Origin of the sequence: Microbacterium sp. zg.B48, assembly GCF_024623505.1 — a bacterium.
Taxonomy (GTDB): domain Bacteria; phylum Actinomycetota; class Actinomycetes; order Actinomycetales; family Microbacteriaceae; genus Microbacterium.
On record NZ_JANJFE010000013.1, the window covers coordinates 59,835 to 84,130 of the forward strand.

Annotated in this window: 25 protein-coding genes and 2 pseudogenes; 11 read left to right on the plus strand and 16 right to left on the minus strand. The window is 70.1% G+C overall.

Annotated elements, in window-relative coordinates:
* Window positions 1-18: 18 nt before the first annotated feature.
* The 3 genes from NQ152_RS10300 to NQ152_RS10310 form a co-directional block, all read right to left on the minus strand.
* A complete protein-coding gene (locus tag NQ152_RS10300) occupies window positions 19-921 on the minus strand; it encodes an alpha/beta fold hydrolase (RefSeq protein WP_257523916.1) in 903 nt (300 codons plus the stop codon).
* A 71-nt stretch (window positions 922-992) separates the two neighbouring features.
* Window positions 993-1,829, minus strand: a complete 837-nt coding sequence (locus tag NQ152_RS10305; protein ID WP_257523917.1) for an alpha/beta fold hydrolase — start codon at window positions 1,827-1,829, stop codon at window positions 993-995.
* Between the two features lie 68 nt (window positions 1,830-1,897).
* Window positions 1,898-2,569 (minus strand): VOC family protein, encoded by a 672-nt coding sequence (locus tag NQ152_RS10310; RefSeq protein WP_257502994.1) that lies wholly within the window; start codon window positions 2,567-2,569, stop codon window positions 1,898-1,900.
* 209 nt (window positions 2,570-2,778) lie between these two features.
* Between NQ152_RS10310 and NQ152_RS10315 the strand changes: the two genes are divergently transcribed.
* The 4 genes from NQ152_RS10315 to NQ152_RS10330 all read left to right on the plus strand — a co-directional run bounded on the left by NQ152_RS10315 (window position 2,779) and on the right by NQ152_RS10330 (window position 5,643).
* Window positions 2,779-3,663 carry a hypothetical protein gene (locus tag NQ152_RS10315; RefSeq protein ID WP_257502995.1) on the plus strand — a complete coding sequence of 295 codons (885 nt, stop codon included), beginning with the start codon at window positions 2,779-2,781 and terminating at the stop codon, window positions 3,661-3,663.
* 43 nt (window positions 3,664-3,706) lie between these two features.
* Entirely contained in the window at window positions 3,707-4,162 is a 456-nt protein-coding gene (locus NQ152_RS10320) for a hypothetical protein (protein WP_257524039.1), read from the plus strand.
* 142 nt (window positions 4,163-4,304) lie between these two features.
* Window positions 4,305-5,192, plus strand: a complete 888-nt coding sequence (locus tag NQ152_RS10325; protein ID WP_257523918.1) for an aldo/keto reductase — start codon at window positions 4,305-4,307, stop codon at window positions 5,190-5,192.
* A gap of 43 nt (window positions 5,193-5,235) precedes the next feature.
* Complete coding sequence (locus NQ152_RS10330; RefSeq protein ID WP_257523919.1) at window positions 5,236-5,643, plus strand: VOC family protein; 408 nt, start codon at window positions 5,236-5,238, stop codon at window positions 5,641-5,643.
* A gap of 25 nt (window positions 5,644-5,668) precedes the next feature.
* Here NQ152_RS10330 and NQ152_RS10335 read toward each other — a convergent pair.
* Window positions 5,669-5,740 (minus strand): annotated as a pseudogene (locus tag NQ152_RS10335) (VOC family protein); the annotation flags it as partial.
* Window positions 5,741-5,763: 23 nt separating this feature from the next.
* Between NQ152_RS10335 and arfB the strand changes: the two are divergent.
* The 3 genes from arfB (at window position 5,764) to budA (ending at window position 7,336) form a co-directional block, all read left to right on the plus strand.
* Window positions 5,764-6,201, plus strand: a complete 438-nt coding sequence (gene arfB, locus NQ152_RS10340) for an alternative ribosome rescue aminoacyl-tRNA hydrolase ArfB (RefSeq protein WP_257523920.1) — start codon at window positions 5,764-5,766, stop codon at window positions 6,199-6,201.
* A gap of 169 nt (window positions 6,202-6,370) precedes the next feature.
* The gene (locus NQ152_RS10345) at window positions 6,371-6,583 is read left to right on the plus strand and encodes a hypothetical protein (protein WP_257523921.1); all 213 of its coding nucleotides are present in this window, start codon (window positions 6,371-6,373) and stop codon (window positions 6,581-6,583) included.
* Window positions 6,584-6,592: 9 nt separating this feature from the next.
* On the plus strand, window positions 6,593-7,336 hold the full coding sequence (gene budA, locus NQ152_RS10350) for an acetolactate decarboxylase (protein ID WP_257523922.1): 744 nt from the start codon (window positions 6,593-6,595) through the stop codon (window positions 7,334-7,336).
* 45 nt (window positions 7,337-7,381) lie between these two features.
* Here the strand turns inward: budA and NQ152_RS10355 are convergent, their stop codons facing one another.
* The 8 genes from NQ152_RS10355 to fdhD form a co-directional block, all read right to left on the minus strand.
* Complete coding sequence (locus NQ152_RS10355; protein ID WP_257503001.1) at window positions 7,382-7,822, minus strand: iron chaperone; 441 nt, start codon at window positions 7,820-7,822, stop codon at window positions 7,382-7,384.
* Between the two features lie 117 nt (window positions 7,823-7,939).
* Window positions 7,940-8,419 carry a hotdog fold thioesterase gene (locus NQ152_RS10360; protein ID WP_257503002.1) on the minus strand — a complete coding sequence of 160 codons (480 nt, stop codon included), beginning with the start codon at window positions 8,417-8,419 and terminating at the stop codon, window positions 7,940-7,942.
* Window positions 8,420-8,457: 38 nt separating this feature from the next.
* Complete coding sequence (locus NQ152_RS10365; protein ID WP_257523923.1) at window positions 8,458-9,003, minus strand: hypothetical protein; 546 nt, start codon at window positions 9,001-9,003, stop codon at window positions 8,458-8,460.
* Window positions 9,003-10,268 carry a serine/threonine-protein kinase gene (locus NQ152_RS10370; RefSeq protein ID WP_257523924.1) on the minus strand — a complete coding sequence of 422 codons (1,266 nt, stop codon included), beginning with the start codon at window positions 10,266-10,268 and terminating at the stop codon, window positions 9,003-9,005. The genes NQ152_RS10365 and NQ152_RS10370 overlap by 1 nt, the downstream gene beginning before the upstream one ends.
* A gap of 88 nt (window positions 10,269-10,356) precedes the next feature.
* Window positions 10,357-11,988, minus strand: a complete 1,632-nt coding sequence (locus NQ152_RS10375) for a molybdopterin-dependent oxidoreductase (protein ID WP_257523925.1) — start codon at window positions 11,986-11,988, stop codon at window positions 10,357-10,359.
* 69 nt (window positions 11,989-12,057) lie between these two features.
* Window positions 12,058-13,683, minus strand: coding sequence for an SDR family oxidoreductase (locus NQ152_RS10380; RefSeq protein WP_257523926.1), 1,626 nt, complete (start codon window positions 13,681-13,683; stop codon window positions 12,058-12,060).
* Window positions 13,684-13,693: 10 nt separating this feature from the next.
* The gene (locus tag NQ152_RS10385) at window positions 13,694-14,323 is read right to left on the minus strand and encodes a GNAT family N-acetyltransferase (RefSeq protein WP_257523927.1); all 630 of its coding nucleotides are present in this window, start codon (window positions 14,321-14,323) and stop codon (window positions 13,694-13,696) included.
* Window positions 14,324-14,328: 5 nt separating this feature from the next.
* Window positions 14,329-15,255: a formate dehydrogenase accessory sulfurtransferase FdhD gene (gene fdhD, locus NQ152_RS10390; protein WP_257523928.1), complete on the minus strand. Its 927-nt coding sequence runs from the start codon at window positions 15,253-15,255 to the stop codon at window positions 14,329-14,331.
* A gap of 118 nt (window positions 15,256-15,373) precedes the next feature.
* On the opposite strand from fdhD, the gene glp reads away from it, so the two are divergent.
* The 3 genes from glp to NQ152_RS10405 are packed head-to-tail and all read left to right on the plus strand — an operon-like array spanning window position 15,374 to window position 17,414.
* Entirely contained in the window at window positions 15,374-16,573 is a 1,200-nt protein-coding gene (gene glp, locus NQ152_RS10395) for a gephyrin-like molybdotransferase Glp (protein ID WP_257523929.1), read from the plus strand.
* The gene (locus NQ152_RS10400) at window positions 16,570-17,151 is read left to right on the plus strand and encodes a molybdenum cofactor guanylyltransferase (protein WP_257523930.1); all 582 of its coding nucleotides are present in this window, start codon (window positions 16,570-16,572) and stop codon (window positions 17,149-17,151) included. The genes glp and NQ152_RS10400 overlap by 4 nt, the downstream gene beginning before the upstream one ends.
* Window positions 17,148-17,414, plus strand: a complete 267-nt coding sequence (locus NQ152_RS10405) for a DUF6457 domain-containing protein (protein WP_257523931.1) — start codon at window positions 17,148-17,150, stop codon at window positions 17,412-17,414. The genes NQ152_RS10400 and NQ152_RS10405 overlap by 4 nt, the downstream gene beginning before the upstream one ends.
* On the opposite strand, the gene NQ152_RS10410 is transcribed toward NQ152_RS10405, so the two are convergent.
* The 3 genes and pseudogenes from NQ152_RS10410 to NQ152_RS10420 all read right to left on the minus strand — a co-directional run bounded on the left by NQ152_RS10410 (window position 17,415) and on the right by NQ152_RS10420 (window position 22,329).
* Entirely contained in the window at window positions 17,415-19,721 is a 2,307-nt protein-coding gene (locus NQ152_RS10410; protein ID WP_257523932.1) for an FdhF/YdeP family oxidoreductase, read from the minus strand.
* A 78-nt stretch (window positions 19,722-19,799) separates the two neighbouring features.
* Window positions 19,800-21,657 (minus strand): annotated as a pseudogene (locus NQ152_RS10415) (helicase HerA-like domain-containing protein).
* Window positions 21,658-21,666: 9 nt separating this feature from the next.
* Window positions 21,667-22,329, minus strand: a complete 663-nt coding sequence (locus NQ152_RS10420) for a phosphatase PAP2 family protein (protein ID WP_257523933.1) — start codon at window positions 22,327-22,329, stop codon at window positions 21,667-21,669.
* Between the two features lie 68 nt (window positions 22,330-22,397).
* On the opposite strand from NQ152_RS10420, the gene NQ152_RS10425 reads away from it, so the two are divergent.
* Window positions 22,398-22,892: a nitroreductase family deazaflavin-dependent oxidoreductase gene (locus NQ152_RS10425; protein ID WP_257503015.1), complete on the plus strand. Its 495-nt coding sequence runs from the start codon at window positions 22,398-22,400 to the stop codon at window positions 22,890-22,892.
* Between the two features lies 1 nt (window position 22,893).
* On the opposite strand, the gene NQ152_RS10430 is transcribed toward NQ152_RS10425, so the two are convergent.
* Window positions 22,894-24,276 carry a multidrug effflux MFS transporter gene (locus NQ152_RS10430; protein ID WP_374113585.1) on the minus strand — a complete coding sequence of 461 codons (1,383 nt, stop codon included), beginning with the start codon at window positions 24,274-24,276 and terminating at the stop codon, window positions 22,894-22,896.
* Between the last annotated feature and the right edge of the window lie 20 nt (window positions 24,277-24,296).

Genomic DNA, 24,296 nt, shown 5'->3' on the forward strand with positions numbered 1-24,296 from the left:
CCAAGCCTCGGAGGGCGGTCAAGCAAGCCTCGGCGCAATCGTGCGCAGGGGGCTGCCGGTGGGTGGTGGGAAGAAGTTGGTGACCGCGTCGGCGAGTGCGCCGGGCGCCTCTTCGGCCATATGGTGTCCGCAGTCGATGCCGTGCCCGCGCAGGTCAGCAGCCCACTCCCTCCAGATCTCCAGCGGATCGCCGTAGAGCTCTTCGAGGTCGTCGCGCAGCGACCACAGCACCAGCAGCGGACATTGCAGGCGCCGTCCGGCAGCCCGATCGGCTTCCTCGTGTGCCCGGTCCACAGTGAGTCCTGCACGGTAGTCCTCCAGCATTGCCCGCACCACCTGCGGGTTGTGGATGGCGTGCCGCCATTCGGCATGGTTCTCGGCGCCCATCGTCTCGGGGTCACCGAGGTACCAGGCGTCGGGGTCCGCGTTGATGACGCGCTCTGGAGTGCCCGGTTGGGCGAAGAAGAACCAGTGCCACCACATCGTCGCGAATCGTGCGTCCGCGCGGGCCAGGTGCTCACTGATGGGAATGCAGTCCATCAGGACGAGATGATCCACCCGGTGCCCGTGGTCAAGCGCCAATCGCAGTGCGACGTAGCTTCCCCGGTCATGGCCGATCACATGAAACCGGTCGTGACCGAGGGCGCTCATCAGCTGCGCCATGTCGCCGGCGACGGCGCGCTTCGAATGGGCGTTGTGATCCGGGCTGGTGGCCCGCCCCGCGGATCGACCGTACCCGGTCAGGTCGGGACAGACGACGCCGAAACCCGCCGCGACCAGCCGAGGGGCGACCCGGTGCCATGTCGCGCCGGTGCGCGGATGCCCGTGCAGGAGCAGGACCGGTGGGCCCTCTCCCCCGTGCCTGACATGCAGTGTGGCGTCCCCGACGGCGAGGTCTGCAACGGTGAAGTTCTCACGCACTCATCTTGCCCGCATCCGTCGGTCCCGGTGATCCGGTGACCTCGGCCGACGGAGACGATGGAGAGAAGGCGCTAGGCGGACGATGCGTCCAAGAAGCCGTTGACGACGTCCCGAACGAGGTCCGTCCGCGCCAGTCCGAAGAAGTGCGTCGTCCCGGGGAAGACGGCGAGGTGGGATGCCGGAACGCCGACGAGGTCGCCGTTGACGTCACCGCCGCGAAGGCGCAGGAACTCGACGGCGTGCTCGAGCGAGACCATGTCGGCATCCCCCACGGTGATCAGCGTCGGCGCCTCGATCGCGCGGATCTCCGCTTCGGTGCGATCAGGAAAGCCGTGTTCGTAGGTCGCACCGAGCTTGTCCAGGAGCCTCTGGAGATGGTCGCGATCCGGATGCGGCGACTTGTCGAAGTAGGCGACTTGCATAGGGGTACCGGCGATCATCTCCACGGTCATCGCTGCCACCGCATCCGCGTTTTCGGAGCCGCGCGCACCTGAGGCGGCGAACGGTGTCGAGGAGACGATCAGCTTCCGAACCCGCGCTGGGTGGTTGATGGCCAGTTCCAGCGCGACGGCGCCGCCGACGCTGAACCCCCAGATGTCGGCATCCCGCACGCGCAGGTGATCCAGCACGCCCGACACGTCACCGGCGAATGCCGCCGCGGAGAACGGCCGGTCGATGTCGTTCGTGCGCCCGTGTCCCTGGAAGTCCACCGCGATCACCCGCCTCCGTGCGGCGAGGTCGGGAATGAGCGCGCCGAACTGCTGATCGATGTCGAACAATCCGCCGTGCAAGAGCACCAGCGGCGCACTGTCACCGCGATCGCCGTGGACTTCGTAGTACATGCGAAGTTCGTCCAGTTGCACGTAGCCGGTCTCGGCGGCCGAAGCGGGGCGAGTCTGATCCGTCATTCGTCCACGGTCGCAGACACTCGTCCGCCCCTCAACCCCTCGCGTTCCTGCCCGTCGCCGGGTGGTCCTTACTCGTAGGTGTCGGTCCAGGACGCGATGTCGACGCCGTGATTGTCCGGCGACGCGAGCGACCACCACGCTGGCGCGTTGGATTCGTCAGCGAGCCTGCCCCCGGCGGCGAGCGCCGCCTCGACTCGCGCCCGCGCCTGGTCAGCCGGCACGAAGACATCCAGATGTGTGCGGCCCCTGGCCGCCACGTCGCCGGTGATCGGGTTGAACGCCAACTGCGGGCCGCACCGGAGGGGGTCGACAGCGTCCGTCTCGCCCAGCTGCTCGTAGCCCAGCGCCGCCATGAAGAACGGCCGTACGTCGGCGCCGGAATGCTGGGCGACGTAGATGCCGATCGACTGGGCCATCGAAGGGTCGGCGGGCAGCCCCAATTCGTCGGCAGCCCGGGAGACGGCCGCCGCGAACTCCGTGGCAGCGGCGGGGATGCCGTCCGCGCCGCGGTATGGGATGCGCACGACGACCCCCTCGGGACGCACGTCCACGTCGGGCAGCACGCCGAATCGCTCCGCGGCGGCGACGACAGGGCCCATCAGGCTGGCGGAGTGGGAGAGGGAGGTCGCAGTGAACACGGCCTGCGGGCCGGTGCTCGTGACACGCCAGTGCCGAACAGTCCCCGCCCGATGGAACTCTGCCGCGGAGATCCAGCCTGGACGGCGCGCGGATTCGGTCATTGGCGACTCCTTTGCAGGCTGCGGGCGCCTCCCGCTGACGAGCGAGGACCTGCGTGCACTCCACGGTACTGGAAGGTCACCGCGAGCGGTCAGGGTGATCTGCTGCCGCCCGCATCCGTCCGACCTACCTCAGTGCTCGCTCGGCGTGCCGGTGAGCCCCGTTCGGACTGCACCGGTGGGCGAGCGGAGCGCCGTCGTATGCTCGAGCCATGGTTTCCCGATCCATACCGCGCAGCCGCGGTGTCCGCCGCCGTGGGGCTGTGGTGATCGCTGCGGTGGCGGTGGTGGTGACGCTCGCAGGATGCGCGTCCGCCGTGCCGCGCGCGGACGCCGCGCTCCCCCCGCCTGCCCACGGTGACGCGGTCGATCTCGTCGGGCTGTGGCGGGTGTCGGGCGCCGAAGCCGAGAGTCCCGACACCTGGCTCCGGCTCGACGCCGGTGAGCTGCATCTGTGGCGCGAGTGCGGACCGCTCCTCGGGTCCTGGCAGGCAGGCGGCGGCATCATCACCGCGTCGACATGGGGCGCTGCCGGCGAGTGCGCCACGGACGGAGTGCCGCCCGATGTGGCGTGGCTTGCCGCAGCGACGACGTACCAGCGGACAGATGAGGGCTGGGAGTTCCGAGACCGGGACGGCGTGCCCGTTGCGAGCCTGCGTGAGGATGGTGCTCCCGGTACCCTTCCGACGATCGCGGAGCAGTACGCCCGCGCGCCGGTGGTGACGGAGCGGACGCGGGCGTATTTCACCGAACCTCCCGCTCTGCCTGACCCGCTGATCGCGGCGGACACGTCGAGCCTGGTCGGCGGATGGGTGCCGGCATCCGGAACGGCCAGTGATGCGCACGCCCAGTTCGCGCCGGACGGGTCCTGGGCCGGTTCGGACGGATGCAACGGCGGCACCGGGCGCTGGGTGCTCGGGGTGGACGGCGCTTTCCTCGCCACCGCAGGCGTCAGCACCCTCATCGGCTGCGACGGCGTCCCCGTGCCGGCCTGGGTCGCATCCGCGCGGCTGGCAGGATTCGATGGGCACACCCTCGTTCTGCTGGATTCGACCGGCTCGGAGCTGGGACGCCTCGAACCAGGCGCCGCGCGCTGAACGTGACCTCCAGCGTCATCACCGGAGAAGGCGAGTGCCGCAGATGGGGTTCTCGCCGCTGGGCCTGATCGTCGCACTCGCCGTCCTGGCGCCCAATGCGCTCCTGCTGTGGCTGCCGCCACGCGGAGGTTTCCCGCCGGTGCGGTTGCCGGGGATCCTCAGCTGGCTGGAACGCGCTGGGCAGGCGCTCTGTCTGGTCATCCCGGTGATCACCGAACCGGGACCGCAGCGGTGGCAGTGGGCGGCGGTCGTGGTGGGGATCGGCCTCGTCGGGTATTACGCCCTCTGGGCGCGATATCTCGCAGCCGGGCGTACCAGCGCACTCCTGTACGCAGCAGCGTGGAAAGTGCCGGTCCCCATGGCGATACTGCCGGTGGTGATCTTCGCCGCCACCGGGGCATGGCTCGGGAACTTGTGGGTGATCGGGTCAGCACTCGTCCTCGCGGCCGGTCACATCCCGGCCTCACTTCTGATCGCCCGCGCCGCCGCACCAAGCTGAGGATCGACGGCACGGCCCGACCGCCGCCGAAGCCGGCCGCTGGCCGAGTCGAAAGCGCAACCACCGCGACCTAAACTGTCGGGCGGACGGCCCACGAGCGCATGCTCGGCCGTTGCGGAGAACCGAACACAAGGAGCGACACATGCAGCAGCGCACGCTGGCGGGCCGGCAGGTATCCGCGATCGGGCTGGGCGCCATGCCCCTGTCGATGAACAACGACAATCAGATCCCCTCGCACGAGGATGCCGTCGCGACTGTGCACGCTGCCCTCGACGCCGGCGTGACCCTCATCGACACCGCGGACTGCTACGCGCCGTCCTGGGACCAGATGGGCCACAACGAGCGCATCGTCGCCGAGGCGGTGCGCAGCTGGAGCGGCGACAGCTCGGGCATACTCGTCGCAACCAAGGGCGGCATCACCCGCAACGCGGGCGAGGTGTGGGGGCGTGACGGTTCCGCCGAGTATCTGCGTCGAGCCGTCGAGACGTCGCTCGAGAACCTCGGCGTCGACGTGATCGACCTCTACCAGTACCACCGGCCCGACCGCACGCTGGTCTACGGCGACGTGATGAGCACGCTGGCCGGCCTGCAACAGGAGGGGCTCATCCGCGCCGTCGGCATCTCCAATGCGAGCATCGAAGAGATCGAGATCGCGCAACAGGTGCTCGGCGAGGGCAATCTCGCAAGCGTGCAGAACGAGTTCTCTCCCCGGCATCCCGGGAGCATCGACGAGTTGCACTACTGCGGGCGACACGGCATCGCCTTCCTTCCCTGGAGTCCGCTCGGCGGCACCGGTGGCGGCGCTCGAGGCGTCGGAGACCGGTTCACCCTCTTCCGTCAGATCGGCCAGGAACACGGGGTCAGCCCGCAGCAGGTCGTCCTCGCCTGGGAGTTGGCGCTGGATCCGCACGTCATTCCCATCCCCGGTGCCCGCCGCCCTGCATCGATCGTGGATTCAACGGCTGCCGCGCACCTGGAGCTGAGCGACGACGAGATCGCCGCGCTGTCCCGCGCGGTGGGAATCGACTGAAGACGGTGGTCACCGCGGGCGTTCCGGCCACGGCGGCGAGGCGATGCTGATCGTCGGGTCCGTCGTCATCCGGGTGGACGACCTTGCCGAGCAGATCCGTTTCTGGTCGGCCGCGCTGAACTACTCGGTGCGCGAGCCGATCGACGAGGACTTCGCTCTGCTCGAGCCGACCGACGGGAGCGGACCGAACGTGTCGCTGGACGCGCACCCGTCAGAGCGGATTCTGCCGCCGCGCATCCACTTGGATCTGTACGCGCAGGACCAGGCCGCCGAAGTCGCTCGACTGCTCGGCCTGGGAGCGACACCGGTCCCGTGGGACAAGCGGCCGCCGGACGCGGACTACGTGATCATGCAGGACCCGGAGGGCAACCGGTTCTGCGTGATCGACGCGACCGGCTGGCCAGGCTGGCAGCAGCGGAGGCGTCCGTCGGCCGAGGGCACCAGTTCGTAGTCCGCTCCTGTCGCCGGCCTCGGCCGGTGCCGGGGAGGACCTCGCGCAGCGCGAACGCGATCGGAGTCGTCTCGAAGACGACGGCGTGGGGGGACCCGCCGGCAAGAGGATGATGGGTCCATGCCTGCTGCCCATCGGCCCGGACTTCGGATCGGCTCCGGATTGACGATCCCGGAGTCCGAGCTGTCCTGGCGATTCTCCCGCTCGTCGGGACCGGGCGGGCAGGGCGTGAACACGGCCGACTCCCGTGCGGAGCTGGTATGGGATGCGGCGTCCTCGGCAGCGCTCTCGCCGGTCCAACGACAGCGGCTCCTCGAGAACCTGAGCGGCCGTCTGGTCAACGGCGTGCTGACGATCACAGCATCCGAGCATCGCGCGCAACTGCGCAACCGGGATGCCGCGCGCGCTCGCCTGACCGAGGTCGTGTCCGACGCCCTCCGACCGCCCGCGCCGGCACGACGACCGACGAGACCCAGCCGGGGCGCGAAGGAGCGGCGCCTGTCCGCGAAGAAGCGGCGCACCGACCTCAAGCGGCTGCGCCGTCCGCCGCCCGACTGATCTCACTGCCGCGGGCCGCGAACACCCCGCGCTCAGGGGCGAACGCGAGCGCGGCGCCGTTTAGCGCGGCATTAGACTGCCGGCGACGCGCTGACCGCGGCACGCGACTGTCGGTGACCGGTGCCACCATCGGTGGCATGAACATCTCGCTGACCAGCCGCCGGGGCTCATGGCCAGCCCTGCGTTCCGTCATGCGGCCGTCGTCCCGCCCGGCGCCACGACGATCTACGTGGGCGGCCAGTACGGCATCGACGAGACCGGAGCGGTCGTCTCATCCGGTGTCGCCGAGCAGTCCGTGCGGGCCGTGGGCAACGCCGATCTGGTACGCAGGCAGACCCTGACGGGTAGGGGCGGATCCGTCGCGCGGACCATCGCGCGATAGCCTCGCATCGTGACCACTGAACAGCGCCTCGCGGATGCCGCGGTAACCCAGTTCGCCGTCCTCGACGCATTGCTGGCGGGTGCATACGACTCCGGCATCCCGGTCGGAGAGGTGCGAGCACTCGGCGACTTCGGCATCGGCTGTTGTGAGAGCCTCGGCGGCGAGGTCATCATCCTGGATGGCGACGTGTTCGAGTGCACCATCGACGAGCGGCCGGATCGCATGACCGATGAGCAGATCCTCCCGTTCGTGGATGTCTGCCGGTTCCACACCGTCTCGGCGCAGCCCATCACGGGCGCGGACCTTTCTGCATTCACGGCCCAGGTCGAGGGCCAGCTCGTCAGCAGAAACCTCTTCCACGCGGTCCGCGTCGACGGTGTCTTCACCGCCGTCCGGGTTCGGGTCACGCAGCGTCAGGAGCACCCCTTCCGCCCCCTCGCCGAGGTCACGAAAGGCCAGATCGAGACCGTCATCGCCGATGCGCGCGGCACGCTGGTGGGCTTCTGGGCTCCGGCCATCTACCAGGGCGTCACCGTCGCGGGCCTGCATGTCCACTTCATCGCCGACGATCGCAGCATCGGCGGTCACGTCCTGGATGTGATCATCGGCGCTGCGGAGCTCAAGCTCGCGGCATACTCGCGCTTCGACCTGCGCCTGCCGACCGACGAGCACTTCCTCCGCACCGAGCTGACCCACGATGAGGACCATCGCATCGTTGCGGTCGAGGGCGGCGCCGTCTCCCCCGCCCGCTAGGACGATACGACGCCGGGTGGCACGTGGGGTTCCGGCAGCAGCGGCTCAGCGGATCGAGCGCAGGACCAGGTCCCGGATCCGCTGCTCGACCGCGGGGGTCAGCTTCGTGACCGCGAACGCCGTGGCCCACATCTCACCGTCGTCCAGGTTCGCGTCCTCGTTGAATCCGAGCGTGGCATAGCGGGTGCCGAACTTGGCTGCGCCCTGGAAGAACGCGATCACCTTTCCGTCCTTGTTCGCATATGCCGGCTGGCCGTACCACGTCTTGGGCATGAGCTCCGGCGCTGCGTCTGCGACGATCTCGTGCACGCGCCGGGCGATCTCGGCATCTCCGGCCGGCATCTCCTCGATGACGGCCTGAACGGCCTTCTCGCCGGCGGCGCGGTTCTTGCCGGCCTTGGCCTGGTCGCGCAGTTCCTTCGCGCGGTCCTTCACTGCCTCGCGCTCCGCCTTGCTCAGCCCTGCGGATGTCTCAGCCTCGGTCACGGGATGCTCCTTCGCCGGTATCGTGCGGTGCCGTGTCACGGCACCCCTCTCTGCCAGATTAGGCACGGGCGCCGCCCCGCGCTTCTCCGATCGTGATCGATTCCGGGGGCGGCAGACTCAGCCCGCGACGGAAGCGACGCCGCCCCGCCGAGCCTCGGGCGCGTAACCGCTTTCCATCTCGATCACCGCGAGGGTACACCGAGAGATGCAGACGAGCTTGCCGTCCTCGTTCGTGATGCGCACCTCCCACACGTGCGAACGACGACCGATCGCGGCCGGAGTGACCTCGGCAAACACCCAAGCACCGGCGGCCACCGGACGGATGTGGTTGGCGTTGATCTCCTGCCCGACGACGTGGAACCGTGTCCGGTCTACGGCGAGATAGCCGGCCCAGGAAGCGAGCGTCTCGGCCAGCGCCACCGAGGCCCCGCCGTGCAGCACACCCGCCGGCTGCGTCGTGCGGGAGTCCACCGGCATCCGCGCTTTCAGGCTCGAGTCGGTCACCTCGGTGACCTCGATTCCGAGGGTGGCGATCAGCGACCCGCCCGCCATCGCATTGATCTCCTCAACCGTCGCCGCGAACGCCCAGATGCTCATTCCCGCGAGTATAGGCGGCCCGTTTTCCGCACGGGCGTTCAGCCATTGCCATTCCCCTTGCCGTTCCCGTTGTTCCCCTTGCCGTTGCCGGAGTTGCCGTTCCCGTTGTTCCCGTTGCCGTTCCCGTTGTTCCCGTTCCCGTTGTTCCCGTTGCCGTTCCCGTTGTTCCCGTTCCCGTTGTTCCCGTTCCCGTTGCCGTTGTCGCCACTGTTGCCGTTGCCGGTGTCGCCCACCGGGCCGTTCTCGGTGCCGCCGGTGTCGATGGAGGGGGCAGGTCCCGGCTCGACGACCGGGTCCGGTTGCAGATCGGCGCGCACCACGTCGATCCTGGTCTGAATCACCCTCGCCCGTGCCGCATCCACCGACCCGTCGGTCACTGCGCCGTCCAGCTGCTGCTGGAGCCGGTCGAGCTGCACGAGCGCGCCCGGTGCATCTCCGGCCGCGGCGGATTCTGCGATGGCGAGGACCGTGGTCTGCATCTCCGCAGCCGCGGCGGTGGAGATGTCCGAGTCCGCTGCCGCGCAGCCGGCGAGGACAGCCGTCCCCAGGACCGCTCCGACCGCGAACGAGACCAGGCGCCTCATCACTGCGACACCTCGTTCATCAGGTCCCGCAGATGGGTGCCGAGGGGCTCTTCCAGCCGAGGCAGATCGGGAGCAGGCGCAGGCGCGTCGAGGACGCCGCTCCACAGGAAGAGGGCCAGGACGACCGCGGCCACGAGGATCGTCGACACGCTGATGAGCAGCGGGAGACGTCGGCGCACAGGCGAGGGCGCTCCGGACTGGTCGTCGGAGCCGATGCGTTCGCGCGCCGAGTGCGAGCCGGGGAGGGCCGTTGTCGGTGCGGTCTGACCCAGCGGCGGGGACGCCGACGGCTGCGGGACGAGCACGCGGGTGCGTAGCAGACCGACAGCGGCCGGCTCGGCCGGGGACGCTGCCACCAGAGCCGTGATGTCCGGTTCGCCGGTTCCGGCATCCAGCGCGGTGATGTCCGGTTCGCCGGTTGCGGCATCCAGCGCACGCCCGCGCGTGGCGACCTCGAGCGCGGTCGGCCGTGCCGTGGGGTCCAGCGCTGTCATCGCGGTCAGCAGTGCACGCCAGCCGTACCCCCAGTCACCGCGGATGGTCGGCTGCATCGTCAACCGGGCAGCGATGGCCTCGGCCGCATCGCGCTGCGGGAACGCCCGCTCACCGCTGAGCGCCTCGATCAGGACCAGACCGAGGCTGTACACGTCGGATGCCGGCGTCGGCGTCTGCCCGCGCACCTGCTCGGGCGAGATGTACGCGGCGGTGCCCAACGCGGTGCCCGGAGTGGTGATCCGCGCGGTGTCGATCAGGTATGCGATCCCGAAGTCGGCCAGCACGGCGCGGAAGCTGTGCTGCGGCGTGAGCGGTGGCCGCAGGAGCACGTTCGCCGGTTTCACGTCCCGGTGCACGATTCCCGCCTCGTGCACGACGTGCAGCGCTTCACCCAGGTCCGCCGCCAGCGCTGCCGCATCCCACGCGGACACCGGGCCGCGAGCGATGCGGTCGGCGAGCGTCCCGCCGTCGATGTACTCCATCACGAGGTAGGACCGACCGGACGGCGAAAGGCGGGCGTCGAAGAGGGTCACCAGCGAGGGGTGGTTGAGCGATGCCAGCAGCCGTTTCTCCGACTCCCGCCGCACCGCCAGCGCTTCCTCGGTCGAGCCCATCGAGAAGATCTTCACCGCGACCGTGCGCTCCAGCGCCTCATCGACGGCGCGCCACACGGACCCCATGCCGCCCTCGCCGATGAGCTCTTTCAGGCGATAGCGGTCATCGAGCAGCGCGCCGGCAAGGGCCGGGCCGGACAGTCGGAGATCGGTCATCGAGCCGATATTCCCATGGGTTCACCGACCGCTCGGGGCCGTTGACAGCGCACCGACTCCGTGCTGGCCCGGCGAGCCGGAGGCCCTCTCAGCCCACCTGGATCAGCGTCCGCTGCCAACCGCTGGAGCCGTCCGGCGCGATCGGCGCCCGCTGCTCGTTCTGCACCTCGCCGTGTCTGTTCACCGCGCGCACGGCGACGAAATGCGCGCCGGGCGTGGCGTCCCAGTCGAGGTACCACTGCACCCAGGTGTCATCGCTGATCGGCGCGGACACCGCCGCCGGCTGCCAGGTTCCATCGTCGATACTGACCTCGACGCGCTCGATGCCGACTGTCTGCGCCCACGCCACACCGGCGATCGCGGCGCGTCCCACCGGAACGCGCGTCCCGCTGCGGGGCGTGTCGATGCGTGCGGAGAACTTGATGGGCGCTTGGGCGCTGTACCCGCGGGGGGTCCAGTACGCCTCGTCCGCGTCGAACCGGGTCACCGTCAGTGCGCTCAGCCATTTGGTCGCCGAGACATAGCCGTACAGACCGGGTACGACCATGCGCACGGGAAAGCCGTGTTCGAGCGGCAGCGGCTCGCCGTTCATTCCCACGGCCAGGATCGCGTCCAGCCCGTCATCCGTGAGCGATTCCAGCGGCGTGCTCGCGGTGAATCCGTCGATGCTGCGCGAGAGCACCATGTCCGCGCCGCTGCTCGGCCGCGCCATCCGGAGCACGTCCCGCACCGGCACACCGAGCCAGATCGCGTTTCCGACCAGGTCGCCGCCGACCTCGTTGGACACGCACGTCAACGTGATCGGGTACTCGTCCAGGCCCAGCTCAAGCAGGTCTGAAAAGGTCAGCTCGACCCGCTGCTGCACCATTCCGTCGATCACGAGCCGCCACTCGGCTGGATCCACCGACGGTACGGTCAGTGCCGTGTCGACGCGGTAGAAGTCCCGATTGGGTGTGAACAGAGGAGACAGCCCGGGGATGTCGAATTCGGCTCCGGCAGGCACGGTGACAGTGGTGCGCGGCGCGGGCAGCCGAAGCGCCGTGCGCACCGCCGCGATCGACGACGAGCCGGCGTTGATCAGGGCCCGAGCGCCGACGCCGACGAGGACGGCCGAGGATGCCACGACCGCGCTGACGCGGAAGAACATGCGCCGATCGACTCGCGCAGCGGCGCCCTTCTCGTGCACGGTGGGGTGCTCGGCAGGCACGGCCTGCACGCTGTCGCGGGCGTCTTCCCCTCGATCGGATGCCACGACCGCGGGAGTCGCCGGGCGCAGCAGCCGGATCAGCAGCCACAGGACCAGGCACCCCGCCACCGTTCCCGCGATCGGCGGCAGCGCTGCGAGCGCCGTCGCGCCGGCACGCGTGATGGTGGCCGCGACCGATAGACCGCCGGCGACCGCCAGCACCGCCACCCCCGCCGGCGGAACGGCGAACTGCAGCACGCCGGCGACCACCGACCCGACCAGCACGGCCAGTGCCAGCCCCACCAGCAGCGCGATCTTGTCGTAGGCGCCGAAGGTCGCGATGGCCAGTTCCTTCAGCGGCTGCGGCACGATGTCGATCACGAACGATCCGACGGCCAGAATCGGGCTGCTCTCGGGGGCTGCCAGGAGTGCGACCAGTTCGGCGGCGGCGAGGAACGCGCCCGCACTGACCGCCCCCGCCAGCGCCGCCCACGCGAACACGCCGACCCGTGTTCGAACACTGCTCTGCGCCATGGTGGGCCCCCTGTCCGCGGGATGCGTCCCACTCACCGGTTCTTCGGTGCGAGCGCGCTTTCAGATGGGTCAGAGCGTCCGAACCGGCCGCGCGCGTGCAGGTCGGTCGGAAGGCGAGCGCGCGTCGGCGACCTCGGCAGCGGCGGTGATGCTGCGGGCCATGCCGGCGAAGATGAACCCGTGGAAGGGCAGCACGGCCAACCAGTACAGCCGTCCGGCGAGGCCGAGCGGGAAGAACACCGCGCGCTGGTCGTAGCGGGCACCGTCCGCATCCGGGCATGCGCGCAACTCGAGCCATGCCTTTCCCGGCACCAGCATTTCGGCGCGCAGCCGCAGCAGAGAGCCCGGCTCGATCGCCTCCACGCGCCAGAAGTCCACGGCATCCCCGACCAGAAGGCGGTCTCTGTGCCGGCGTCCCCGCCTCAGACCCACCCCGCCGACCAGCTTGTCCATCCAGCCGCGGATCGCCCACAGCACCGGGTTGGAGTACCACCCCCGCTCGCCGCCGATCCCCTGGATCACCCGCCACAACGACTCCTGCGACGCGCTGGTGCGCGCTGTTCGCACGTCGGTGAAGACCACCTGACCCGCCCACTCCGGGTCGTTCGGCAGCGGGTCGCTGGGAACGCCGAGGACATCGGCATCCTGCCAGCTCGTCTCGATCTCGTCGACCTCGACCCGGCGCAGCGCCAGGCGGACGGCCGTGCGATACGGCGTGCGACCGCCCTCCGGCGGCGGGATCAGGGCGTCGATCGCGGAGTCCTTCACGATGCATTCGTTCTGCAGCGACTCCACTAGCGGCATGGCCACGCGTCGCGGGATCGGGGTGACCAGGTTGACCCAGTGCGAGGCGAGTCGCGGCGTCAGCACGGGCAGGGCTGCGATCGCCCGCTGCCGCAGGCCGGCCTCGACCGCGTAGCCGTTCATCATCTGGCCGTAGCGCAGCACGTCGGGACCACCGATGTCGACCGCCTGATTGACCTCGGGATCGACCCGGGCCGCGCCGAGCAGGTAGTGCAGCACATCGCGCACCGCGATCGGCTGGATGCGGTTGCGCACCCACTTCGGCGCGGGCATGTACGGAAGCACCTCGGTCAGGTGGCGCACCATCTCGAAGGACGCGGACCCCGACCCGATGACGACACCGGCCTGCAGAACGAGCGTCGGCACGCCGCTGCCCAGAAGGATCCGCCCCACCTCCACACGCGATCGGAGATGGGGTGACAGCGCGTCATCGCCCGAGGATGCGGGCCGGCCACCGGGGTCGTTGACGGGCGCGCCCTCTGGGTGCAGACCGCCGAGGTAGACGATCCGTCGCACGGCTGCCGCGGTCGCCGCGGCGGCGACGGTGGTCGCCGCCGCCCGGTCGGCGCGCTCGAACCCCTTGCCCGCTCCCATCGAATGAACGAGGTAGTAGAGGATGTCCACGTCGCGGACCGCTGTGCCCACGGCGACGGCATCGGTGGCGTCGCCCTCGATGACCTCGACGCGGTTCCCCCAGTCGAACGCCGCCACGCGCTGCGCGTCGCGGGCGAGCACGCGGACCCGATAGCCGCCGTTGAGCAGCCGCGGTACGAGACGCCCGCCGAGATAGCCGGTCGCGCCCAGGACCACTGCGCGTGGCGGGGTCCCGTCGGGACGCGGCACCGCCCGCAGTGCTTCTTCACGACCGGTCGGCGCGGTCAGATCGTCCATGCTCCGAAGGCTACGCCCGGGGCCGCTGGCCGGGGCCGTCGGCGGAAAGTCGCATCCCGAAGGCCTGCACGCCGGGATGAGAAGGGATCGCGGTGAACCCCACGCGAGGGTAGAACGCGATCGCACCGGCGTTGTCCGTCGACGCGGCCAGATGCACACCGGTCACGCCCCGCTCGCGCAGCGCGGACGCGAACGTATCGATCAGCCGCCGCCCCCAGCCCTGTCCCTGCGCTTCCGGCAGCAGATCGATGTGCAGGTGGGCAGGGAACTCGTCGCCGTACGATTCCGCTCCCCGGCGACGCGAGTACGCGTAGATCAGCGTCCCGTCCTGTCGCGTTCGCTCCACCTCCGGCTTCGGCCACCGGGCCGCGCGCGCCGGCCACCACTCGTCGTGGAACCAGCCCTCGAACTCGTCGGAATCCGCAGCGCCGACGATGTACCCGACGACGCGTTCGTCCTCGGCCTCGACGACGAACGCCAATTCGGGATGCCGGTGCACATAGGGCAGCACGAAGATCTCAGCCCAGATCGAATCGTCCTGGAACAATCCCGTGGCATCGCCTCCGGCATCCGCGGTGCGCAGGCAGATGTCTGCGAGCGCGGGTTCATCACCGGAGCGGAACCGACGGATCTGCGGCATCGCGCCTAGGCCCGCACCGATTCGACCGCCGTCTGTGCCACACCGGCCGAGACCGCCTCGGGGCTGCCTTCGAGGATGCGATCGTCGCGCGTGTAGATGTTCATCGACGGGCCGCGCAGGAACCCGATCAGGGTGAGACCGGCCGAGGCGGCCAGCTCCACGGCCAAGGACGACGGCGCCGAGACGGCCGCCAGAACGGGGATGCCGGCCATCACGGCCTTCTGGACGAGCTCGAAACTCGTCCGCCCGGAGACCTGGAGGACGACGCCGCGCAGCGGCAGACGGTCCTGCAGGACGGCCCACCCGATGACCTTGTCGACCGCGTTGTGCCGCCCGACGTCCTCGCGCAGCACCAGCAGCTCGCCCGTCACGGCATCGAACAGGGCCGCCGCGTGCAGACCGCCGGTCTTGTCGAAAACCGCCTGCCGAGCGCGCAGCGCATCGGGGAAGCCGGCCAGCACGGCCGCCTGCACGGTCACACCGTCGCCCGCGACGTCGTAGACGGACGTGGTCTCGACGGCGTCGATGGATGCTTTGCCGCACAGCCCGCAGGAGCTGGTCGTATAGAACGCCCGAGCCAGTTCGGGATCCGGCGGCTTCACCCCAGGAGCGAGGGTCACATCCAGCACGTTGTAGGTGTTCCCGTCGGCGGGAGCGCCGATGGAGATGCCGGTGATCGGTCCTCCGGTGCCGGGACCGCCGCAGTGGATCGCGGAACGGAACTGGTCGCCGCGGGAGATGACCCCTTCGGAGACGAGGAACCCTGCGGCCAGTTCGACATCGTTCCCGGGTGTCCGCATCGTCACGGCCAGCGACATGCCCCCGACGCGGATCTCGAGCGGTTCCTCGACCGCGAGCGTGTCGGAACGACGGATGGCTTCGGCCCCCAGCGTGAGCTTGGTGACGGGGCGGCGCACGGTGATTCGACCCATGCCGCCAGCCTACGCGCGCACGTGCGGGCCGGGCCCGAATCGGAGGTGGGCGGGTTGGGGCGACCGGCGGATAGCCTGGACTGATGGCCCTCCCCCGCACCATCACCTGCCCGCAGCCGTGATCTCGGTCGACGCGTATCTCACGCGGATTCTGTCCGCCGTGACGACCGTCGAGTCGAGCACGGTCGCGCTGGCCGACGCGCACGGTCGCACGCTGCGCGCGCCCGTGCATGCCGCCGTGGATCTGCCGGTGTTCGACAACTCGGCCATGGACGGATTCGCCGTCCGCTTCGTCGACGTCTCGCACGCGAGCCCGGCCACGCCGGCGGTTCTGCGCGTGATCGCCGACCTGCCCGCCGGCACAGCTCTGACGCCGGTCCTGGGCGTCGGGGAGGCGGCGCGGATCATGACCGGTGCGCCGGTGCCGGTCAGCGCCGATGCCATCGTGCCCTTCGAAGACACCGCCGGCGGCCTCGAGGATTCACTCGACGTGGTGCGCGTGCTGCGGCCCCCGCGCGCTGCCGGAGCGCACATCCGCCGGCGCGGGGAGGACTGCGCCGCCGGAACGGTGCTCGTCCCGGCGGGGGTCCGTCTCGGGCCGCTGCAGGTGGCGGCGATCGCCGCGGGCAACTGCGACCGGGTCGACGTGTCCCGCCGACCGCGTGTCGCGGTGATCTCCACGGGCAGCGAACTGGTCCCACCGGGCTCCGCCCTGTCGCACGGGCAGATCCCGGAATCCAACGCGCTCCTGCTCAGCGCCCTGGCGACCGAGACCGCGGCCGAGGTGGTGCTGCGCGGGACCGTCGGGGACGTGGACGATGACCTGCGTGCGGCGCTCGCGGAGGCCACCGCTCGAGGGGCCGATGCGGTGATCACCTCCGGCGGAGTGAGCGCCGGCGCGTTCGAGGTCGTCAAGAACACCATCGCGGAGATGACGTTCCAGAAGGTCGCGATGCAGCCGGGCAAGCCGCAGGGGTTCGCCGCAGGCCCGCCGCTTCTGTTCGGGCTGCCCGGCAACCCGGTCAGCGCCGCGGTGTCGTTCGAGGCGTTCGTGCGCCCGGCCCTGCTGGCGATGCAGGGACGTGCGGATCTTCACCGCCGGATGCTGCGCCTGCCTGCAGCCCAGGGCTGGCGAGTGCCACAGGGACGCCGGCAGTACCTCCCGGTCGTGCTGGTGGACGGGGGCGTCGCCCCGGCGACGGCCGGAGGCTCGCACCTGGCCGGCGGGCTGGCCGGCGCCGAAGCGTATGCGGTGATCCCGGCGGACGTGGACACGGTCTCGCATGGCGACCTTGTCGATGTCATGCTCGTCTCGTGAACGAATTTGCCGGCATCCTCCTCGCGGGCGGGCGCGGTTCGCGGATGGGCGGCGTGCACAAGCCGCTGCTCGAAGTCGGTGGCCGCACCCTCCTTGACGCTGCGGTGACCGCGGCGCACGCTGCCGGGTGCGACCCGATCATCGCGGTCGGCGCACCCGTCGTGAGCACCCAGGCTCCGATCGCGCCCGTCACCTGGGTTCGTGAGGATCCACCCTTCGGCGGACCGGTCGCGGCGATCCTCGCCGCGCTGCCGCTGATCTCCGCCCCGCACACGCTGATCCTGGCCTGTGACCTGCCCCGCGTCGGCGCGGCCGTAGCCCTTCTGCGCGCCGCGCAGTTCGACGCCGACGGCGCGTGCCTGATCGATGAGTCCGGCCGCCGCCAGCTCCTCGCGGGCGTCTACCGGACCGACGCACTGCGGGCCGCGGGCGCAACGCTGCACGGCCACGGCCACGGAGCTTCGGTGCGCGCCCTGCTGGAGGGCCTGCAGGTCACCGAGGTCTCGGCATCCGATGACATCACCGCCGACATCGACACCTGGGATGATCTGCACGAGGCACGAAGGAGGAACCCGTGAGTGAGCACCTGCCACCGGAAGCACTGGACCAGTGGGCGGACGCCCTGCGCGAGCTGTTCGGCCTGGCCGCGGACGACGTGCCGATCCCGCTGATCCTGGATCTGGCGCGCGATGTCGCGGTCGGTGTCGCCCGCCCCGCCGCCCCGCTGAGCGCGTTCGTCGCAGGTCTCGTCGCCGGTCGGGCCGGCGGTTCGCCGGAGCAGGTGCGGGCGACCGTGGCCGAGATCACGTCGCTGGCGGGCGGCTGGCGCTCGGAAGTCTGATCAGGCTGCGGACGCCCTGCGCTCCAGCCGCACGATCACGGACTTCGACGTCGGGGTGCCGCTGACATCGGCCACCGAATCGAGGGGCACCAGCACGTTCGTCTCCGGGTAGTACGCCGCAGCGTTCCCCCGCGGGGTCGAGTACGCCACGATACGGAACTCCTCCGCGCGGCGCTCCACCCCGTCGCGCCACTCCGAGACGATGTCCACCACGTCGTCCTCAACGAAGCCGAGCGCCTGGATGTCCTTCTCGTTGACCATGATCACGCGTCGTCCACCGTGGATGCCGCGGTAGCGGTCATCCTTGCCGTAGATGGTGGTGTTGTACTGATCGTGCGAGCGCAGCGTCTGCAGCAGCAGCCGGCCGTGCGGGATGAACGGGTACTCCAGCGGATTGGCCGTGAACACCGCTTTGCCGCTGTCGGTGGCGAAGTGGCGCGCGTCACGCGGGGCGTTCGGCAGGTACAGGGTGCGGCCCTTGGCGATCTTCGACTCGAAGTCGTCGAACCCGGGCACCACTCGCGAGATGTGGTCGCGGATACGCGTGTAGTCCGCCTCCATCGCCGCCCAGTCCGCGACCGGAACGTTCGGCCGATTTTCGAAGACCATCGCGCACAGGCGCGCGACGATGGCGACTTCGCTGAGCATGTCGTTCGCCGGCGGGACCAGACGGCCCCGCGACGCGTGCACCGCGCTCATCGAGTCCTCGACGGTCACCCGCTGTTCGCCACCGCCTCGGATGTCACGGTCGGTGCGCCCCAGCGTCGGGAGGATGATCGCCCGGCGCCCGGTCACCGCGTGCGACCGGTTCAGCTTGGTGGAGACCTGCACCGTCAGATCGAGGTTCGCCAGCGCCGCTTCGACGACGTTCGTGTCCGGTGTGGCCGAGACGAAGTTGCCGCCCATCGCCACGAAGACACGGGCCTTGCCGTCGCGCATCGCGCGTATGGCCTCGACGGTGTCGTAGCCGTGCTTGCGAGGAGCATGGAACGCGAACTCGTCGTCGAGCCACTGCAGGAAGTGCTCGGCGGGCTTCTCGTAGATTCCCATCGTGCGGTCGCCCTGCACGTTGGAGTGGCCGCGCACCGGGCAGACGCCGGCGCCTGGGCGGCCCATGTTGCCCTGAAGCAGCAGCACGTTCACGACATCGCGCAGCGTGGCGACCGAGTGCTTGTGCTGGGTCAGTCCCATCGCCCAGCAGACGATGGTGGCCTTGGAGGTTCGCACGAGCTCCGCCACGCGCCGCAACGCGGTCTCGGGGACCCCGGTCGCCGCGACCAGATCGCGCCACTCGACGTTTCGGACCTCTTCGGCGTATGCGTCGAACCCGGTGGTGTGCGCAGCGATGAACGGGTGATCCAGCACGCCGCCCTCGCGTTCCTCGACCTCGAGGAGGTGCTTGCCGATCGCCTGGAACAGGGCCTGATCGCCGCCGAGGCGGATCTGCACGAACTCGTCGGCGAGCTTCGTGCCGCCCAGCATGACACCCCGGGGCGTCTGGGGGTTCTCGAAGCGCATCAACCCCGCCTCGGGCAGCGGGTTCACGGCGACGATGGTCGCGCCGCGTCCCTTGGCCTTTTCCAGGGCGCTGAGCATGCGGGGATGGTTCGTGCCCGGGTTCTGCCCGGCGATGATCAGGAGGTCGGCGTTGTGGATGTCGTCGATCGTGACGGTGCCCTTGCCGATGCCGAGTGTCTCCACGAGCGCGGAGCCGCTGGACTCGTGGCACATGTTGGAGCAGTCCGGCAGGTTGTTGGTCCCCAGTCCCCGCACCAGCAGCTGGTACAGGAAGGCGGCTTCGTTCGAGGTCCGCCCGGACGTGTAGAACACCGCCTCGTCGGGATCATCCAGCCCGCGCAGCGCGTCGGCCACCTGGCGCAGGGCGTCATCCCATGAGATCGGCACGTAGTGGCTGGCGCCCTCTTCGAGCACCATCGGGTGCGTCAAGCGCCCCTGCTGGCCGAGCCAGAAGTCGTCGTGGCCGCGCAGCTCCTCGATGGAGTGCTCGGCGAAGAACTCGGGGGTGACCCGGCGGACCGTGGCCTCCTCGGCGACGGCCTTGGCGCCGTTCTCGCAGAACTCCGCGATGTGGCGCTTCTCCTCCTCGGGCCATGCGCACCCGGGGCAGTCGAACCCGTCCTTCTGGTTGACCTGCAGCAGCGTCTCGACACTGCGCTTGATGCCCATCTGATCGTTCGCGATCTTGAGGGCGTGCAGCACCGCAGGGACGCCGACGGCGACCTTCTTGCGGCCGGAGACGTGGACCTGTGCCTCGTCGATGTCTGAGTGGGGGGGCTTCTTCGCCATGGTTCCATCCTACGTGAATACCTATCCCAATAGGTATTGAAATCGGTACGGGTCCAAGCGCCCGCCGGATGCCCGGCCTCAGCGCCTGCCGGTGCCGAACATCCCGCGGATCACCCCGCTGAGAATAGTCTGCGTCGATGTGGACCCGAGGATCTGCTCCAGCGGCGATTTCTGGCTGGTCCGCCGCGTCCGCGTCATGCCCGACGTCTTCTGCAGCAGCCGCTCGTACTCGGCCTGAGCCCTCCTGTCAGCGGCGGCCTTCGCCTTGTCGATCGCCGCCTGCTGCGTGGCGAACTCCGCGTCCGCCTTCGCCTTCGCCAGCTCCGCGTCCTGCGCTGCGGCCGCCTCATCGGCCGCGTTCATCCGGGCGGTGAGGATCTCGCGCGCCGACTCCCGGTCGATGGCCGTTCCATATTCGGCAAGCAGGGGGGATGCTTGCACGGCCGCCTCGATCGCGGCATCCGGTGTGGGTGTCATCATGCCCTGCGGCGCACGCAGGCGCGTCCACGCCACCGGAGTCGGTGCACCCCGGTCGCTCAAGACCGTGACGATCGCCTCACCGGTGGCCAGCTCCTGCAGGACGCGCTCCAGGTCGTACCCCGAGCGGGGGTAGGTGTTCACGGTCGCGCGCAGCGCTTTCGCGTCGTCCGGTGTGAAGGCGCGCAGCGCGTGCTGCACGCGCGAGCCGAGTTGTGCCAGGACGTCGGAGGGGACGTCCTTGGGGGTCTGCGTGACGAAGAAGACGCCCACGCCCTTGGAGCGGATCAGCCGGACGGTCTGCACGATGGCGGCGGTGAAATCCTTCGACGCGTCTGTGAAGAGCAGGTGCGCCTCGTCGAAGAAGAACACGAGCTTCGGCTTGTCCGCATCGCCGACCTCGGGCAGGATCTCGAAGAGTTCCGCCAGCAGGTACATCAGGAACGTCGAGTACAGCGCGGGCTTGTCGGCGACGCCCGGGACCTCGAGCAGGCTGATGATCCCGCTGCCATCCGGAGCCACGCGCAGGAATTCCCGCACGTCGAACTCCGGCTCGCCGAAGAACACGTCGGCACCCCCGTCCGCGAACGTGATCAGCTCGCGCAGGATGACGCCGGCGGTCGCCGCGGACAACCCGCCCAGCTCCTTCAGCTCCACCTTGCCCTCGTCACCGGTCAGGTAGCTGAGCACCGCGCGCAGATCCGCCAGGTCCACCAGCGCCAGTCCGTGGCGATCGGCGTAGTGGAAGACCAGACCCAGGCTCGACTCCTGCGTCTGGTTCAGCCCCAGCACCTTGCTCAGAAGAAGCGGCCCGAAGGCCGAGACGGTCGCGCGCACCGGCACGCCCTTGCCGATGCCGCCCAGCGCGAAATACTCGGTTGCGGATGCCGCGGGCTTCCAGTCCTGGCCGATCGCACGGGTCCGCTCCAGCAGCTTCGCGCTGGACTCCCCCGGCGTGGCGACGCCGGACAGATCCCCCTTGATGTCCGCGGCGAAGACCGGGACGCCCTTGGCCGCGAGCTGCTCGGCAAGTCCCTGGATCGTGCGGGTCTTGCCTGTGCCGGTGGCGCCCGCCACCAACCCGTGCCGGTTCATCATGGCCAGCGGTATGCGGATCTGCGCGTCCGAGACGGCGGTGCCGTTCATCAGCGCCCCCAGGTCCAGGGTCGGCGTCGTGAAGGTGTAGCCGGAGATGACCGCCTGTACCTCTGCGGCATCGAGCGGCCCCGCGGAGCGGGGCGACCCGGTGTCTGCGCCCGGGCCGGCCGCGGGCGCAGACACCGGCCCGGCAGTGTCCGGAGCGATCCGCGCGTGTGCGGCGGCGGCCTCGGCTGCGGCCAGCGCGGCTGGCCTGCGCGGCCCTCAGTTGCGCCTCCGCAGCCTCCGCCTCCGCGCGCAGACGCGCGAGTTCGGCTTCCGCGGCGGCAACAGCAGGATCGGTCGAGTCCGCCGCGCTCATGCGATCAGCCTACTGACGCAGCGGGGCCGGGGACACGGATCTCTCCCGCGCGATCAGCGGCGCGAACAGGGCTCCGACGATCAGCACCACACCGACACCGATCAGTGCGCCACCGAGCGTGTCACTGAGCCAGTGCGCGTGCAGGGCGGTGCGGCTCAGCGCCATCAGCAGCACCCAGGCGATCCCGACCAGCAGCACCCAGAGGCGCGGGAAGAGCAGGACGGCGACGGTGGCCAGAGTCGCCGCGTTCGCCACGTGCCCGGAGGGGAAGGAGCCGTAGTCGCTGATGATGATGATGTCCTCCGGCCGAGCCCGACCGAACAGGTGCTTCAGCACCTGCACGGCACCCGCCGAGGCTGCCTCCGCAGTGAGGAAGAAGGCGGCCGACCACGGTCTGCGCAGCAGGATGAGGGCGATCGCGCAGCCGATCGGGACGACGAGGACGCCGAACCAGGTTCCGCCGAGGAAGTTCATCACGCGCGAGAACCCGTCTAGGAACATGGAGGAGTTCGCCACCAGGAGCGAGTTCCACCCGGTGTCCACGGCGAACGGGATCGGGCGCGCGAGGATGACGGCGCCCAGCCCGCATGCGGCGGCCACCAGCAGTACTCCCGCCACCAGCAGCCAGATCCGGGATCTCCTCGATGACGGGGCCGTTGTCGCAGCATCCATCGCTCCATTCTGCCCGCCGACCGCCGCGGCTGATCCCCCCCGCGCGGATGGCGCGCCATGATGGGGGCATGGTCCGTGTCGTTGATATCGTCCGGGCGGCGATCGCGCCGCTCACCCGCACTCGCTGGTTCCGCCGGGTCGGTCCGATCGCGCTGCCGCCGCTGGAACGCGTCGTCGGAGCGCTGTCCGGCGGGCGGGTGCAGCTCAGCGGCCTTCTGGTGCCCTCCCTGGTGCTGCATACCCGCGGCGCGAAATCCGGCGAGCCGCGCGACGCCGCGCTGATGTACACACCGGACGGGTCCGGTCGCGCGATCGTGGCGGGCACCAACTTCGCCGGGGGACGGCATCCCGCCTGGACGGCGAATCTGCTCGCCCACCCGGATGCCGCCATCACCGTACGCGGCACGCGCATGGCCGTGCACGCCACACCGATTCCGCCCGCGGAACGCGATGCCGCATGGGCGCGCATCGAGTCGCAGTGGCCGGGCTACCGCCAGTACGAGCGGGACTCGGGCAGGACCGTGCGACTGTTCCGGCTGCAGCCGGTGCGCGCGGCGGACTGACTCACGGCGTCAGCGGGGCAACGCTTCGCGGCCGGACGACGATCCACAGCGCCAGAGCGGCGATGATCGAGCAGCCCACCATGACCGAGGCCATCGTCGTCGCGGTGATGCCGGCGTCGTGCGAGATCCACCCGACGACGGGCGAGATGAAGCCCGCGACACCGAAGTTCACAGCGCCGACGACGGACGCCGCCGTCCCGGCAGCTTTCCCGTGCCGATCGAGGGCGAGGACCTGAACGCACGGGAAGGTGAACCCGCACGCCGTCATGAACACGAACAGGGGGATCAACGTGCCCCACAGGCCGAGGCCGAGCGCATCGCACACGATGATCGCGGTCGAGGCCAGGACCAGCACGCCCGTCGAGCACGCCAGGACCCACTGCGGCCCGAAGCGAGCGGCCAGCCGCGACGCGGTCTGCACGCCCACGACGACTCCGACGGAGTTGACTGCGAACAGCAGGCCGTAGGTCTGCGCGTCGAACCCGAAACTCTGCTGGAACAGGAAGGACGACGCGGACAGGTAGGAGAACAGGCCGCTGAAGGTCATTCCGCCGATGATGAGGACGCCGACGAAGACGCGGTCGCTGAACACGCTCTTGTAGCGCTGCAGCACGGTGGTGCTGCCCTTGTCGCTGCGTCGGGCCTTCGGCAGCGTTTCCGGCACGAACGCGATCGCGCACACCAGCATCAGCGCGCCGTAGATGGCGAGCACCACGAAGATCCCCCGCCACGGCATGACGGCCAGCAGTGCGGATCCGATGAGGGGGGCGGCCACGGGCGCCACCCCCGACACGAGGGCCAGGCGGGAGAGCATGACCACCAGCCGCCTGCCGCCGAACAGGTCGCGCACGATCGCCATGGCCACGACTCCGCCGGCGGCCGCGCCCATGCCCATGCCGACGCGGGCGACCATGAGAAGCTCGAGCGTCGGGGCGAACGCGGCTGCGACGCTGGCCACCACGTGCAGAGCGGTGACGGCGAGGAGCGGGATCCGGCGACCGACCTTGTCGCTGAGCGGACCGACGACGAGCTGACCGAGAGCGAAGCCGATCATGGTGCCGGTCAGGGTCAGCTGGATCGCCGCTGCCGTGGTCTGGAAGTCCGCTTCGAGCACCGGGAAGGCCGGCAGGTAGAGGTCGACCGTGAACGGGCCGAGCGCGGTGAGCGCGCCGAGCAGCACGATGTACAGCACGCGGCGCCGGGTGGGGATCGAGTCGCCGGGGTGCAGCATCACCGGCGCGGTCGCAGGGTTTCTGCCCAGGGCGCGGATCGCTCCCGTGGTGAGGGCGGGGGGACGCGGGGCGGAGGCGTCGGGGGCGCGATCCGTCGTGGCGGCGGCGTCGGAGGCGGGCTTGCGAGCAGGCGTGGAGGCGGTATCGAGCACAGTTCTCTTCGTGGTCGGGG